11 protein-coding genes are annotated in these 13,902 nt (G+C 71.5%); 3 read left to right on the top strand and 8 right to left on the bottom strand.

What is annotated here, in order from left to right; translation table 11 throughout:
• Positions 1 to 74 precede the first annotated feature (74 nt).
• The 7 genes from H295_RS0127300 to H295_RS0127270 all read right to left on the bottom strand — a co-directional run bounded on the left by H295_RS0127300 (position 75) and on the right by H295_RS0127270 (position 7,994).
• On the bottom strand, positions 75 to 572 hold the full coding sequence (locus H295_RS0127300; protein ID WP_020138537.1) for a hypothetical protein: 498 nt from the start codon (positions 570 to 572) through the stop codon (positions 75 to 77).
• A gap of 53 nt (positions 573 to 625) precedes the next feature.
• Positions 626 to 3,532 carry a helix-turn-helix transcriptional regulator gene (locus tag H295_RS0127295; RefSeq protein WP_043218030.1) on the bottom strand — a complete coding sequence of 969 codons (2,907 nt, stop codon included), beginning with the start codon at positions 3,530 to 3,532 and terminating at the stop codon, positions 626 to 628.
• 160 nt (positions 3,533 to 3,692) lie between these two features.
• Positions 3,693 to 3,935 (bottom strand): DUF397 domain-containing protein, encoded by a 243-nt coding sequence (locus tag H295_RS0127290; RefSeq protein WP_020138535.1) that lies wholly within the window; start codon positions 3,933 to 3,935, stop codon positions 3,693 to 3,695.
• A 95-nt stretch (positions 3,936 to 4,030) separates the two neighbouring features.
• Complete coding sequence (locus H295_RS0127285) at positions 4,031 to 5,197, bottom strand: thiolase domain-containing protein (RefSeq protein ID WP_020138534.1); 1,167 nt, start codon at positions 5,195 to 5,197, stop codon at positions 4,031 to 4,033.
• On the bottom strand, positions 5,194 to 6,237 hold the full coding sequence (locus tag H295_RS0127280) for a thiolase domain-containing protein (protein ID WP_020138533.1): 1,044 nt from the start codon (positions 6,235 to 6,237) through the stop codon (positions 5,194 to 5,196). The genes H295_RS0127285 and H295_RS0127280 overlap by 4 nt, the downstream gene beginning before the upstream one ends.
• On the bottom strand, positions 6,234 to 7,178 hold the full coding sequence (locus tag H295_RS0127275) for a Zn-ribbon domain-containing OB-fold protein (protein WP_020138532.1): 945 nt from the start codon (positions 7,176 to 7,178) through the stop codon (positions 6,234 to 6,236). The genes H295_RS0127280 and H295_RS0127275 overlap by 4 nt, the downstream gene beginning before the upstream one ends.
• A gap of 12 nt (positions 7,179 to 7,190) precedes the next feature.
• Entirely contained in the window at positions 7,191 to 7,994 is an 804-nt protein-coding gene (locus tag H295_RS0127270; RefSeq protein ID WP_020138531.1) for a crotonase/enoyl-CoA hydratase family protein, read from the bottom strand.
• Positions 7,995 to 8,170: 176 nt separating this feature from the next.
• Here H295_RS0127270 and H295_RS0127265 point away from each other — a divergent pair, with 176 nt between their 5' ends.
• From H295_RS0127265 to H295_RS0127255, 3 genes are all read left to right on the top strand, one after another.
• On the top strand, positions 8,171 to 9,787 hold the full coding sequence (locus tag H295_RS0127265; RefSeq protein ID WP_020138530.1) for an acyl-CoA synthetase: 1,617 nt from the start codon (positions 8,171 to 8,173) through the stop codon (positions 9,785 to 9,787).
• A 145-nt stretch (positions 9,788 to 9,932) separates the two neighbouring features.
• Positions 9,933 to 11,801, top strand: a complete 1,869-nt coding sequence (locus H295_RS0127260) for a hypothetical protein (RefSeq protein ID WP_028809799.1) — start codon at positions 9,933 to 9,935, stop codon at positions 11,799 to 11,801.
• Positions 11,802 to 11,904: 103 nt separating this feature from the next.
• Complete coding sequence (locus H295_RS0127255) at positions 11,905 to 12,318, top strand: hypothetical protein (protein ID WP_020138528.1); 414 nt, start codon at positions 11,905 to 11,907, stop codon at positions 12,316 to 12,318.
• 86 nt (positions 12,319 to 12,404) lie between these two features.
• Here the strand turns inward: H295_RS0127255 and H295_RS0127250 are convergent, their stop codons facing one another.
• Positions 12,405 to 13,901: an acyl-CoA synthetase gene (locus H295_RS0127250; RefSeq protein WP_028809798.1), complete on the bottom strand. Its 1,497-nt coding sequence runs from the start codon at positions 13,899 to 13,901 to the stop codon at positions 12,405 to 12,407.
• Between the last annotated feature and the right edge of the window lies 1 nt (position 13,902).

The raw sequence follows: 13,902 nt of genomic DNA, 5'->3' as shown, positions 1-13,902 counted from the left end.
CGCGGGCGGCTCCGGAAGGCCAGGGACGGGGGAACTGGCCTTCCGGAGCCTACGGCGACACCGCGCCGGAACGTTCAGCCCTGCTGGAACAGCTCCGCCGGCAGGGGCTTGAGGAGGGCGTACAGATCGTCGGTGATGGGGCGGTCCCAGGCGGCGATGGTCACGAGGACCTGGTCGCTGCGGTCGAACTGGACGCAGGAGATCCGGCTCTCGGAGAGCTTGAGGCGGCGCACGATCAGGAGGTTGTCGCCCTGCATCACCGGTACGTCCTCGGTGTCGGTGACGGTCACCTCCTCGTCGTTCTCCAGCGCGATCAGCAGCTGCGCCACCTCGAAGGGGACCTGGCCCTCGGGCACCTCACGCGCCGGGGAGCCCTCGGGGAGGTTGCCGATGATCATCGCGGGGCCGCGGCCGCCGAAGAGGTCGTAGCGCAGGAAGACGCCCTGGCAGGTGCCGTCGGGGGCGGGCAGGAGCCCGGCGCCGAGGTTGCCGGGCCAGTCGCCCGGGTCCATGGCCAGGACGTCGAAGTCTGGACCGGCGGGGGTGGCACTGCGGCGGCGGAGGAACGACATGCGCCCATGGTAATGGGCGGTGCGGTGGTCGTGCGGGTGCGGGCGAGTGGGGGTCAGTCGCGCAGTTCCCCGCGCCCCTGAGTGGGGTCACTCGCCGTTCTCAGACCGGTGCGGTCCGTTCCCAGTTTCCGGAAGACCGCCGACAGCAGGCGTACCGCCACCGGCTCGTCCACGCCCATCTTCTTCGCGATCTCCGCTTCCGTACGGCCCTCCGCCGCCAGGTCCGCCGCGGTGCGCTCGCGTGCCGTGAGGGTGTCCGTCTCCGTGCTGTGCAGGCGACGGGGGCGCAGACCTGCGGCGGCCAGTTCTTCGCGAGCGGTTTCGATCAGTCCGTCGGCTCCGCACTGCACGGCGGTGTCCAGACCCCGGTAGAGGTGCTCCGCCGCCTCCCGGGCGCGCCCCGCACGACGCAGTTCCGTGCCCAGCGCCACCAGTGCGCAGGCGAGTTCGTAGGCGGCCGGGGAGCGCTCCAGGTGGGTGACCGACTCCTCCAGGAGCTTCACGCGGGCCGAGCCCGGCACCACCTCGGCGGCCAGCCGCAACGCCTGGCCGACGGCCGACGGGGCGCCGAACTGGCGGGCTCGCGCCACCGCTTCGAGGGCGGTGACTACCGCGCGGTCGGGGGCCTCCCGGCTCTCGGCGCGGGCGAGGTGGAGCTGCCAGGGGCACCAGGAGGGGTTGCGCACACCGCGGGGTTCCAGACGGCGGCCCGCGGCGGCCAGCTCGACGGAGGCCTCCTTGGTGAGCCCGCGGGCCAGGAGCAGTTCGCCGTACACGGTCTGGGCGTCGGGGAAGACCACGGCGGCCGGGAAGGGCGCCCCGAAGCAGTGGTCGTCGGCGACCTGGGCGGCCTCGGTGACCCGGCCGCGGGCGAGCAGCACCTCGATGAGGATGCCCAGGGCGTACCACTGGGCCGGGGTGCCGGGGCCGACGCGCTCGGCGAGGCGCAGCCCGGCGCGCACGAAGTCCTCGGCCTCGGCGAGGCGGCCGCGGCGGTAGCGGACGTAGGCGAGCAGGGTGTAGGCGAAGGAGAGGTGGCCGCCCCGCCAGCCCCGGCGTTCGAAGTCGGCGATCCCGGCGGCGAAGAGTTCCTCGGTGCGGCCGGGGCGGTCGGCGTAGGTGAAGGCCAGGGCGACCAGGACGGGCACTTCGAAGCCGCGGTCCGGCTCGGCCCAGCCGAGGCCCCCGGCGAGGGCCCGTTCGGCGTGGTGGAGGGCGATGTGGGCGGGTTCGCCGCGCAGGACGGCGTCCCAGGTGCGCAGGCCGATGATGTACCGCTCGGTGAGGTCGCGGCCGGTGAGGCGGTCGGCCAGGCGGGCCATGCGGCGGGAGCGGGAGGGGTGGTCGGGTTCGTCGGCGCGGAAGGCGTCCCACATGAACTGTTCGGCGACCATGCGCAGTCTGACCCGGGCGTCACCGGTGACCTCGATCTCGCGGGCCAGGGTGTCGGAGGCCTCGGCGAGGTGGTCGCTGTGAGCGAGGACCTGGGCGAGCCGGTAGACGATGCGGTGGCGCAGGTCGGGTGCGGTGATGGGCTCTTCGAGGGCGGCGCGCAGGAGGTTGACGGTGGTGGCCGGTTCGGTGAGCAGGGAGGCGCTGCCCAGTTCGTACAGGACGGCGGCGCGGTCCCCGGGGTCCGGGGGTTCGCGCAGGGCGCGGGCGAGGTAGCGGCGGGCCGCGTCGGGGGCGCCGGAGCGGAGGGTCTCGGCGGCGGCGGCGCGCAGTTGCTGGACGACCCAGGGGTCGCCGTCGGGGTGGGTCTCCAGGAGGTGGCGGGCGGCCGCGGCGGCACCTCGTCCGTCGTCGACCACGCACCAGGCGGCCTGGCCGTGCAGCGCGACGCGGACGCCGGGCGGGATGGCCCGGTAGACGGCGGTGGCGATGAGCGGGTGGACGAACTCCAGGGACTCGATGCCGGTGAGGATGCGGGCACCGCGCAGCGCGTCGGCCGCGTCGGCGGCCTCCTCGTGGCCGAGTCCGGCGACGGCGGCCGCGAGGTGGGGGTGGATCTCGGTGCCGAGGACGGCGCAGGCCCAGGCGAAGCGGACCGTGGAGGTGCCGAGGCGTTCGATGCGGGCGATCAGTCCGCTGCCCTTGACGGCGGCCGCGAGATCGCGCAGGAGGTGGGCGGCGTCCTCGGTCGGGGTGATCCCGCGGTCGCGGACCTTGGCGGTCAGCTCGACGGTCTCGAAGGGGTTGCCGGCGGTGACGGCCCAGCACTCGCGGCAGAAGGCGTCGTCGGCCCGGGTGCCGAGCGCCTCCCGTACGAGGCGGGCGACGGCGGCGGCGCTCAGGGGCTCCAGGTCGAGGGGGCGCCCCCCGGCACGGCCGGGCAGGGCCTTGAACGGCTCGGCGTGTTCAGGGAGTTCGTCGGGCCGGTAGGCGACGACGACCAGGATCGGGAGCTCTTCGGCGCGGGGTGCGAACGCGGCCAGCCAGCGCAGGGATTCGGGGTCGGCCCAGTGGGCGTCGTCCAGGACGAGCACCATCGGGGCGCGCAGGACGGCGAGGTGGGTGAGCACCCAGTCGAGTCCGTCGCGCAGGCCCTGCGGGTCGGGCGGTGCTCCGTCGGTGGGGGCACAGAGGCCGAGGGCGGGTCCGACGATGTCGTACCAACTGCCCAGCTGGGCGCGGAGATCGACTTCGGCGGCGCCAGCGAACTGGGGCTGGAGGAGTTGCCGGGCGACGTGGAAGGCGACCTGCTGCTCCTGGTCGCCGCCGCGGGCGGCCAGCACGGTGCAGCCCCGGGCGGCGGCGCGGCGGCGGACCTCGGCGAGGAGGGTCGTCTTGCCGATGCCGGGGCGGCCCGCGACCGCGAGCAGAGCGCCGCGTGCGCGTGCGTACGGTTCGGTGCCGTCCGTGCGCAGCCCGGTGAGCTCTGCCAACGCCTCGTCCACGGCGGAGAGTTCGCTCTCCCGCTCCAGGAGAGTCCTTCTGCTCCGCACACTGCGCTGCGTCATGGCGCACCCCCCGTCACGGTGGTGGACCCGCGCGGGGAGCGAGCGCACACCGTGACCTACAGGCAGCTCAGCGTACGCCTCCGGAGTGCCGCGCGAGCCCGACTCGACGCACTCCGGTCGGAGCTGGAAGAGGTGTTCGCACAGAACGCTCCCCTCGCGCTCAGGTCAGGTCGAACTCGCCCTCCCGCGCCCCGGACACGAACGCGCCCCACTCCGCCGGGGTGAAGATCAGGGAGGGGCTCTCGGGGCGGTCGCTGTTGCGCATCGCGATGAACCCCTCGACGAAGGCGATCTGGACATCCCCCAGACCACGGCTGCTCGAGTGCCAATCGGCGTTGCTCAGGTCCAGCTCCGGCTTGTCCCAGCCCATGAGCGGCTGCTGCTGGATGGTGGTCTCGGCCACGTCCGTGCTCCTCCCGATCGCTTCGTCCGCGGCCAGCCTAGCGATCGACTTCGGCCGCCGACAGGCCACGTGAGGGGGACCTTTGCGCGGGCATTTCACGCATCCGGGGGCTGGGACCCCACCAGCCACATCGAGAAGAACTGCGAGCCGCCGCCGTAGGCGTGGCCGAGCACCCTGCGGGCGCCGTCCACCTGGTGCTCCCCGGCCTGCCCGCGGGCCTGGAGCGCGGCCTCCGCGAAGCGGATCATGCCGGAGGCGCCGATCGGGTTGGTGGAGAGCACTCCGCCCGACATGTTGACGGGCAGGTCCCCGTCCAGCTCGGTCACCCCGGCCTCGGTGAGCTTCCAGCCCTCGCCCTCGTCGGCGAAGCCGAGGTTCTCCAGCCACATGGGCTCGTACCAGGAGAACGGCACGTACATCTCGACGGCGTCGATGTCCCGGCGCGGGTCGGTGATCCCGGCCTGCCGGTACACGTCGGCCGCGCAGTCCTTGCCGGCCTGCGGCGACACGGCGTCCTTGCCGGCGAACAGGGTCGGCTCGCTGCGCATCGCGCCGCCCAGCATCCAGGCCGGGGGCCGGGGCGCACGGGCGGCACCCGCGCGATCGGTGAGCACCATCGCGCAGGCGCCGTCGGAGGACGGGCAGGTCTCGGAGTAGCGGATCGGGTCCCAGAGCATGGGCGAGGCCTGGACCTTCTCCAGGGTGATGTCGTGCTCGTGCAGGTGTGCGTACGGGTTCTTGAGGGCGTTGCGGCGGTCCTTGTACGCGACCAGCGAGCCGACCGTGTCGGGGGCCCCGGTGCGCCGCATGTACGCGCGCACGTGGGGGGCGAAGAAGCCGCCCGCCCCGGCCAGCAGGGGCTGCTGGAAGGGGATGGGCAGGGACAGGCCCCACATGGCGTTGGACTCGGACTGCTTCTCGAAGGCGAGGGTGAGCACGGTGCCGTGCACCCGGGCCGCGACGAGGTTGGCGGCGACCAGGGCGGTGGACCCGCCGACGCTGCCGGCGGTGTGCACCCGCAGCATGGGCTTGCCCACCGCGCCGAGCGCGTCGGCCAGGTACAGCTCCGGCATCATGACGCCCTCGAAGAAGTCGGGCGCCTTGCCGATCACCACGGCGTCGATGTCGGCCCAGGTCAGCTCGGCGTCCTCCAGGGCCCGTACGGCGGCCTCCCGGACGAGGCCGGCGATGGACACGTCGCGGCGCGCGGCGACGTGCTTGGTCTGGCCGATGCCTACGACGGCCACGGGCTCCTTGCTCATCGCGGATCCCCTTCGAGTACGGCGACCAGGTTCTGCTGGAGACAGGGCCCGGAGGTGGCGTGGGCGAGGGCGCGGTCGGACTCGCCCCGGTGGATCCGGGCGGCGGCCTCGCCGATGCGGGCAAGGCCGGCGGCCATCATGGGGTTGGCGGCGAGGGCCCCGCCGGACGGGTTGACCGTCACACCGTCACCGAGCCCGAGCGCCTTGCGCAGCACGACCTCCTGCGAGGTGAACGGCGCGTGCAACTCGGCGGTGTCGACGGGCCGTTCGAAGGCGCCGGCCTTCTCGGCGGCCAGCCGGGTCGAGGGCGAGTCGGTGAGGTCGCGGACACCGAGGGAGTGGGCCTCGATGCGGTGGTCGATGCCGCGGATCCAGGCGGGGCGCTCGCACAGCTCCCTGGCGCGCTCGCCAGCCGCGAGGACGACGGCGGCGGCCCCGTCTCCGATGGGCGGGCAGTCGCCGGTCCGCAGCGGCCGTACCAGGTAGTCCCCTTGCTGGACAGGCCCTTTGAGCTGGGCGTGCGGGTTGTCGGTGGTGCGGCTGCGGGCGCCGATCGCGGCCAGTTCCCGCTCGTCCGTGTCGCCCGCGTCGATCAGCGCCTGGGCCTGGAGGGCGGCGAGGGCGACGGAGTCGGGCCACAGAGGGGCGACGTAGTAGGGGTCGAGCTGCCGGGTGAGCACGTCGCGCAGAGAGCCGGGCGAGGACTTGCCGTAGGAGTACACGAGCGCGGTGTCGGCGTCCCCGGACACCAGCTTGGTCCAGGCCTCGTACAGCGCCCACGCCCCGTCCGTCTCCACGTGCGACTCGGAGATGGGCGGCCAGGCGCCGACGCCGTCGAGGGCGAGGGTGAAGGAGAAGGCGCGGCCGGCGAGGTAGTCGCAGGACCCGGAGCAGGTGAAGCCGATGTCGGCGGTCTTCAGGCCGGTCCGGTCCAGGACCTCGTGCAGGACCGGCATGAGCATCTCCACCTCGGACACTTCCGCGGTGGAGCGCAGGGTGTCCGACTGGGCGAAGGCGACGACCGCGATGTCCCGGCTCACAGCAGCTCCTTGTAGGTGTCGTACTCCGCGTCGGGTTCGCCGGTGGGCCGGTAGTGGTCCGGATAGCGCCCGTCCTCGGTCCACACCGGCTCGACCCGGAGGCCCATGCGCACCTGGTCGTAGGGGATCCCGCCGATCCGGCCGTGCAGCGCGAGGTCGGCGCCGTCGAGGGCGATGTGGGCGTAGACGTAGGGCACTTCGATGTCGAGGTTCTTCGCCTTGATGTTGACGATGCAGAAGGTGGTGACCGTGCCGGCGGGGCCCACCTCGACCTGTTCCGACGTGGCGACCCCGCAGGTGGGGCAGGCGCCCCTCGGGGGCACGTAGACCTTGCGGCAGGAGGGGCAGCGCTCGCCGACGGCCCGCCGTTCGTTCTCCAGCGCCCTGATGTACGCGGTCTGGGCACGGCCCGGTGAGTAGGTGTAGTCGAGCCGGGCCTCGGCGACGATTCCGGTGACCGGGTCGTCGAACTCACCCGCGTGGACGGGGACTTCGGCAGCGTCCCCGTCGTCCGGCTCGAAGCAGGCGATGTCGGTGATGGCGCCGACGCGCTCGTCGGCCCAGCGGATGCGGACCCGCATGCCGGTGTGCACGGCGTCGGGGCCGGGGGCGTCGAGGGCGTGCAGCAGGGCGGTGTCGGCGTTGTCGAGCCTGACCAGGACCCAGGCGAAGGGGGTGTCCAGGGGCTGCCCCCGGCGCGGGGCGGGGTTCCAGGCCCAGGTGGTGACCGTGCCGGTGACACCGACGTGCACGAGGTCGCTGAGCTCGTCGGCGGTGACGGGGTCGTACTCGACCGGGGGGACCAGGGTGCGGCCGTCCCGTGTCTTCACGCCTAGGACGACCTGTTCGCGCAGGGCGGTCAGGAAGGCGCTCTGGACCGGGCCGAGGGATCGGGTGAAGGGGAACTCGACGACGAGGGGGGCTTTGAGGACTTCGGGCATGCCCGGGCTCCTTCAGTGGCGTTGGTAGTCGGGCGGTCGCTTCTCGGCGAAGGCGCGTGCGCCTTCCTTCGCGTCGGCGGTGTCGAAGATCGGCCAGCCCCGCTCGAGTTCGGCGGCGAGGCCCTCGCTCTCCGTCAGCTCGGCCGTCTCGTAGACCGAGGCCTTCACCGCCTCCACTGCCAACGGGCCGCAGGCGTTGACCAGTTCGGCGATCTCCAGGGCCTTGTCGAGGGCGGTGCCGTCCGGGACGACGTGTCCGATCAGGCCGATGCCGGCGGCCTCCCGTGCGGTGTACGGGCGTCCGGTGAGCAGCATCTCCAGCGCGTGGGTGCGCGGGATCTGGCGTTGCAGCCGGACCGTGGAGCCGCCGATCGGGAACAGGCCGCGCTTCACCTCGAACAGGCCGAAGGTCGCGGACTCGCCCGCGACCCGGATGTCGGTGCCCTGGAGCATCTCGGTGCCGCCCGCCACGCAGTACCCCTCGACGGCCGCGATCACCGGCTTGCGGGGGCGGTGGTGGCGCAGCATCGCCTTCCAGTGCAGGTCCGGGTCTGCCTTGAGGCGGTCGCGGTACTGCTCGCCCGCGCCGCCCCGGCCACCGGCCAGGGCCTTGAGGTCCATGCCGGCGCAGAACGTGCCGCCCGCCCCGGTGAACACGATCGACCGGATCGAGTCGTCGGCGTCGGCCTCCGCCCACCCGTCGTGGAGGCCCACGAGCATCGGCAACGAGAGCGCGTTCTTCGCCTCCGGCCTGTTGAGCGTGAGCACCAGCGTGGCGCCCTCGCGGCGGATGTCGAGGTGTTCCGTCCCACCCATCGCCCGTCTCCCCTCTGCCAGAACGAGAACAGGTTGCAGGAGCCGCCGACGCACTTCAAGAGTTTTCTGACAGACAGTCAGATTTCTTCGCGCGAGCCCTTCACAGTCACGCCGCCCTTTGCTCTGATGACCGGCGAACCGTCACAGAACCAGGCCGTGTGGGGTCAGGAGGAGCGGTGGAGTACAACCTTGCCGACCTGTTCGAGTCGGTCGTCGACGTGGTGCCGGGCCGGGAGGCTCTGGCGTACCTCGACATTCCCGGTACGGGCGCGGAGCGCCGGTTGACGTACGCGGAGCTGGACGCCGCGGCCAACCGCATCGGTCACCATCTGCTGGACAGCGGGATACAAGCAGGCGAGCACGTGGGACTGCACCTGTACAACGGGGTGGAGTACGTGCAGACGCTGCTGGGCTGCCTGAAGGCGCGGATCGTCCCGGTCAACGTCAACTACCGATACGTAGAGGAGGAGTTGGCCTACCTCTACCGGGACGCGGATCTGGTGGGGCTGGTCTTCGACACGGAGTTCACGGCCCGGGTGGCGGCCGCGCAGCCCCGTGCCGGGAGCCTGCGGCACCTGGTGTGGGTCGGAACCGCCCCGGAGCCGGACGGGCTGTCCGCGGTGGCCTTCGCCGAGGCCGAGGCCTCTGGATCACCGGAGCGCGGCTTTCCCGCCCGCTCGGCCGACGACCAGTTCATCATCTACACCGGGGGCACGACCGGGATGCCGAAGGGGGTGATGTGGCGTCACGAGGATCTGTTCTTCTCGGGGTTGGGCGGCGGCGCACCCACCGGGGAGCCGGTCGGGCGGCCCGAGGAGCTCGCCGAGCGGGTCGCCGCGGGCGGAGCCGGCATCACCTTCTTCCCGACTCCCCCGCTGATGCACGGCACCTCCACCCTGACCACGCTCATCGGCTTCAACTTCGGCCAACGGGTCGTGCTGCACCGCAAGTTCGTGCCCGAGGAGGTGCTCAGGACCGTCGAGGCGGAGAAGGTCAGCGCCATGTCGCTGGTGGGCGACGCGATGCTGCGCCCCCTCATCGACGCGTTGGAAGGGCCCATGAAGGGCACCGACATGTCGTCCGTGTTCAGCGTGTCCTCGTCGGGCGCGATCATGTCGGACACGGTGAGCCGACAGTTCCGGGCGCTCGTGCCGAACGCCCTGCTGCTCAACAACTTCGGCTCCTCCGAGTCCGGCTTCAACGGCACGGCGACCGAGGACTCGGGGCCCGAGCGCGGCTTCCGCGTGCGGGTCAACGCCCGCACCCAGGTGGTCGACCCCGCGACCCGTGAACCCGTCGCCGTGGGCGAGGTGGGGCGGATCGCGCAGTGCGGCCATGTGCCGCTCGGCTACTACAACGACCCGCGGAAGACCGCCGAGACCTTCTTCGAGAAGGACGGTGAGCGCTGGGTACTGCTCGGCGACATGGCCACCGTGGACGAGGAGGGCGTGGTCACCGTCCTCGGGCGGGGCTCGCAGTGCATCAACACGGGGGGCGAGAAGGTGTACCCCGAGGAGGTCGAGCAGGCGCTCAAGGCCCACCCCGACGTGTACGACGCACTGGTGGCCGGGGTGCCGGACGTGAAGTGGGGACACCATGTGGCGGCCGTGGTGCAGCTGCGCGAGGGGGCGGGCGGGATGTCCCTGGACGAGCTCCAGACGCACTGCCGGGCCCGGCTCGCGGGCTACAAGGTGCCGCGCCAGCTGGTCATAGCGGACACCATCCACCGCTCCCCGAGCGGCAAGGCGGACTACCGGTGGGCGCGGAAGGTGGCGGTGGCGGCCGACGGGTGAGGATGTGATCCCGACCCTCGTGCGATTGAACCGAACGTGACGTGCGACCGTACTCATGGTGACAGGCTCGGTCACCGGGCCCTGTTCGTCATGCCGTCGCGGCAGGACCGCACGTCACAGCAAGACCGCACGGAAGGACCACCGGGTGTCACTCTTCACTCGCTCTCGCCAACTGCCGGGTACCGCTGGGGGCGAGGGGGACGCGGACAGTGGGGGTGCGACGGGGGAAGAAGTGACGGAAGGTGCAGGTGAGGCGAGTGCGGCGGCGCAGGACGCGGCTGAACCCCTCGCCTCGGACGGGACCGACTCCCCCGTCTCCACGGACGCGGACGACTCCTCCGCGTCCACGGACGTAGGCAACTCCCCGCGCCCCGGCTGGTTCGGCTGGCGCCGCCGCTACCCGCGTACCGCACGCGGGGTGTCCGTCGGGACGAGCGTGCTGGCCGGGCTGCTGGTCCTGCTCGTGCTGCTGTTCCCCAACCGGCTCGACCACATGAACGTCCGGTCCTTCTTCAGGCTGCCCGTGGAGGCGATCGTCCTCGCGGCCGTGCTGCTCGTGCTGCCGCCTAAGGCGCGCCGGGTCGCGGCGGTCTGCTTCGGGGTGTTCCTCGGCCTGTTCAGCCTCCTGAAGTTCATGGACATGGGCTTCTACCAGACCCTGGCCCGGCCGTTCGACCTGGTCTTCGACTGGATCATGCTGGGCAACGCGACGGACTGGCTCCGGGAGTCGTTCGGCCGCACCGGCGAGGTGCTCGCGATCATCGGGGTGATCGTCCTGATGATCGCGGTGCTCGCGCTGTGCACGCTCGCGGTGATCCGGCTGTCGAACGTCATGTCCCGGCACCGCCCCGTGGCCGTGCGCACCACGCTCGTCCTGGCGACGGTGTGGGTGACCTGCTTCATGGTCGGCGTGCAGTTCGGCGGGGTCACCTTCGCGACCAAGGGAAACACCGAGTTCCTCGCCAACCGGGTGCAGCACCTGCGCAACGGGCTGGGGGACGCCAAGGTCTTCGAGAAGGAGTCCGCGGTCGACGCCTTCGCGGCCACTCCTCCCGACCAGCTGCTGAACGGGCTGCGCGGCAAGGACGTCATGTTCACCTTCATCGAGAGCTACGGCCGGGTGGCGATCGACGACCCGGCGATGGCTCCGGAGATGGACGCGACGCTGAAGAAGGGCGACGAGACGCTCAGGTCGGCCGGGTTCGCCTCGCGCAGCGGCTGGCTGAGGTCCCCCGTGACGGGCGCCGGCAGCTGGATGGCCCACTCGACGTTCCTGTCCGGCCTGTGGGTCAAGAACCAGCAGCGGTACCTGAACCTCACCTCCAGCAAGCGGGCGACCCTCACCAGCTACTTCCAGAAGACCGGTGACTGGCGCACGGTGGGCATCGTGCCGGGTGTGCGCAAGTCCTGGCCCGAGGGCAAGTACTTCGGCCTCGACCACATCTACGACTCCAAGCACCTCGGCTACAAGGGCCCCTACTTCAGCTGGACGCCGGTGCCGGACCAGTTCAGCCTGGAGGCCTTCCAGAAGCTGGAGCACGGCAAGAAGAACCGCGACCCGATCATGGCGGAGATCATCCTGGCCTCCAGCCACAACCCCTGGTCGCCGATCGCCCACACCATCGACTGGAACGACCTCGGCGACGGGACGGTCTTCGAACAGATCAAGAAGGAGGGCACGAACCCGACCGAGGTCTGGAAGAGCCAGGAGCGGGTGCGCACCGAGTACCGCAAGGCCATCCAGTACTCCGTGGACAGCCTGACCCAGTGGATGCAGCGCTACGGCGACGAGCGCACGGTCCTCGTCTTCCTCGGTGACCACCAGCCCGTGCCGACCGTCACCAAGGGCTCCACCAGCTGGGACGTGCCGATCACGATCGTCGCCAAGGACCCGAAGATCCTGGACCGGGTGGCCGACTGGCACTGGACCGACGGCCTCAAGCCCGCCGACAACGCCCCGGTCTGGGGCATGGACAAGTTCCGGGACCGCTTCATGACGGCGTTCGCGAAGTGAGGAAAGGGGCCCTGCTCCGTGCCGCGTCCTGCCGCACGCTCTCTATCGGCGTGCGGGGCGGCTGATGTGTACTGGAGGCCTGCTCTGCGTCGAGGGGGGAAGCGTGTCGAACGCACCGGAGCCGGCCACACCGGAGTCAGGGCATGAGGAGGAGGAATGGCTCGGCAGCCGCGAGGTCGCGAAGCTGTGGCCGGTGCGTGAGCAGTGGCTGCCGGGTGTCGCCGGTCGTGCGGACGTCCGCGTCCGCCGGATCGGCGGGGCAAGCCGGGGCACGTGGGGGGCGGAGCCGACCTTCTACTACTTCCACCCGGGGGACGTGCGCAGGGCCGCGGCGGCCATTGCGGAGGGACAGGTCGACATCCCGTCGAAGTGGCGCACCGACACTCCCGACGGTCGACGGGAGGAGTTTTGGGGCACGCTGGCCGCTCGCGTCGCCGGCACCCTGATGCTCGCGGTCCTGGTGGTCGCGGTCCTCCTCCTGCTGGGCACAGCGGTCTTCCTGCTGACCGTGGATTGATCACCAGCGTCCGAGCTGACCGGGAGGAACTCCTCCGGCCCGGGCGGACCGGCAGGAACTCCTCCGGCCCGGGCGGAACGCTCCCGTCAGCCCGCGAACCGGTCCCGCAGCTCCCGCTTGAGGATCTTCCCACTCGCGTTCCGGGGGAGTTCGTCCACGAAGAGGACCCGCTTGGGTGCCTTGAAGGAGGACAGCTTCTCGCGGGCGTGGGTGAGGAGTTCTTCCTCGGTGACCTCGCCGCGCGGGACGACGACCGCCGTGACGGCCTCGATCCAGCGCTCGTCGGGCAGGCCGATGACGGCGACCTCCGCGACGGCGTCATGGGTGTGGAGCGCGTCCTCGACCTGGCGTGAAGCGACCAGCACGCCACCGGAGTTGATGACGTCCTTCACCCGGTCGACGATCGTGAAGTAGCCGTGCGCGTCCCGCACCGCGAGGTCCCCGGAGCGGAACCAGCCGTCCCGGAAGGCCGCTTCGGTCTCCTCGGGCTTGTCCCAGTACCCCTCGCACAACTGCGGCGACCTGTAGACGATCTCCCCCGGCGAGCCGTCGGGCACGTCCTTGCCGTCCTCGTCGACGACCCGTGCGTCGACGAAGAGGACCGTACGGCCGCAGGAGTCCATCCGCCCCTTGTGCTCGTCGGGTGCGAGGACGGTCGCCAGCGGGCCGATCTCGCTCTGGCCGAAGCAGTTGTAGAACGCCAGCTTCGGCAGGCGCTCGCGCAGCCGTTCCAGAACCGGCACCGGCATGACCGAGGCGCCGTAGTACGCCTTGCGCAGCCCGCTGAGATCGCGGGTGTCGAAGTCGGGACGGTTGGACAGACCGATCCACACCGTCGGAGGGGCGAACAGACTGTCCACCCGGCCCTGTTCGATCAGCTCGAGGAGACGGTCGCCGTCCGGTGCGTGGAGGATGACGTTCGTCGCGCCGACCGCGAGGTACGGCAGCAGGAAGACATGCATCTGGGCCGAGTGGTACAGCGGCAGCGAGTGCACCGGCCGGTCCCCCGCGCTCAGATCGCAGGCGGTGATCGCGCTCAGGTACTCGTGCACCAGGGCGCGGTGGGTCATCATCGCGCCCTTCGGCAGGGCCGTCGTCCCGGAGGTGTACAGCAGCTGGACGAGGTCCTCGCTGCGGGGCTCGGGGCCGTCGTAGGGCGCGGTCGCGGCGAGGCGTTCCAGTAGGGAGCTCTCGGTGTCCCGCAGCGGCAGGGTGCGCACTCCGGCCGGGAGCCGGTCCATGAGGTCGGGATCGGCCAGGACGAGCGTGCTGCCCGACTGGCCGAGGAGGTACCCGAGATCGTCACCGGTGAGGTTCTGGTTGACCGGCACATGCACCAGCCCGGCGCGGGCGCAGGCCAGGAAGGCGATGAGGTAGGCGTCGGAGTTGTGGCCGTAGGCGCCGACCCGGTCGCCCCGGGAGAGTCCCTCACCCAGCAGCACGTTCGCCGCGCGCGAGACCGCCTCGTCGAGTTCCTCGTAGGTCCACGAGCGCTCGCCGTACTCCACCGCGACGCGCGCCGGGGTGCGCCGGGCGCTGCGGCGCAGCACCCCGTCAACCGTACTTCCCTGTCCAGGCGTCATA

This window comes from Streptomyces sp. 351MFTsu5.1, from assembly GCF_000383655.1.
Lineage (GTDB): Bacteria > Actinomycetota > Actinomycetes > Streptomycetales > Streptomycetaceae > Streptomyces > Streptomyces griseorubiginosus.
This window is presented reverse-complemented; position numbering and strand designations above follow the sequence as displayed.

What these genes read in the sequence shown, in the direction of transcription:
- H295_RS0127300 (WP_020138537.1), bottom strand. Translation starts at nt 572, where the DNA reads ATGTCGTTCCTCCGCCGCCGCAGTGCCACCCCCGCCGGTCCAGACTTC.
- H295_RS0127295 (WP_043218030.1), bottom strand. Translation starts at nt 3,532, where the DNA reads ATGACGCAGCGCAGTGTGCGGAGCAGAAGGACTCTCCTGGAGCGGGAG.
- H295_RS0127285 (WP_020138534.1), bottom strand. Translation starts at nt 5,197, where the DNA reads ATGAGCAAGGAGCCCGTGGCCGTCGTAGGCATCGGCCAGACCAAGCAC.
- H295_RS0127275 (WP_020138532.1), bottom strand. Translation starts at nt 7,178, where the DNA reads ATGCCCGAAGTCCTCAAAGCCCCCCTCGTCGTCGAGTTCCCCTTCACC.
- H295_RS0127270 (WP_020138531.1), bottom strand. Translation starts at nt 7,994, where the DNA reads ATGGGTGGGACGGAACACCTCGACATCCGCCGCGAGGGCGCCACGCTG.
- H295_RS0127250 (WP_028809798.1), bottom strand. Translation starts at nt 13,901, where the DNA reads ATGACGCCTGGACAGGGAAGTACGGTTGACGGGGTGCTGCGCCGCAGC.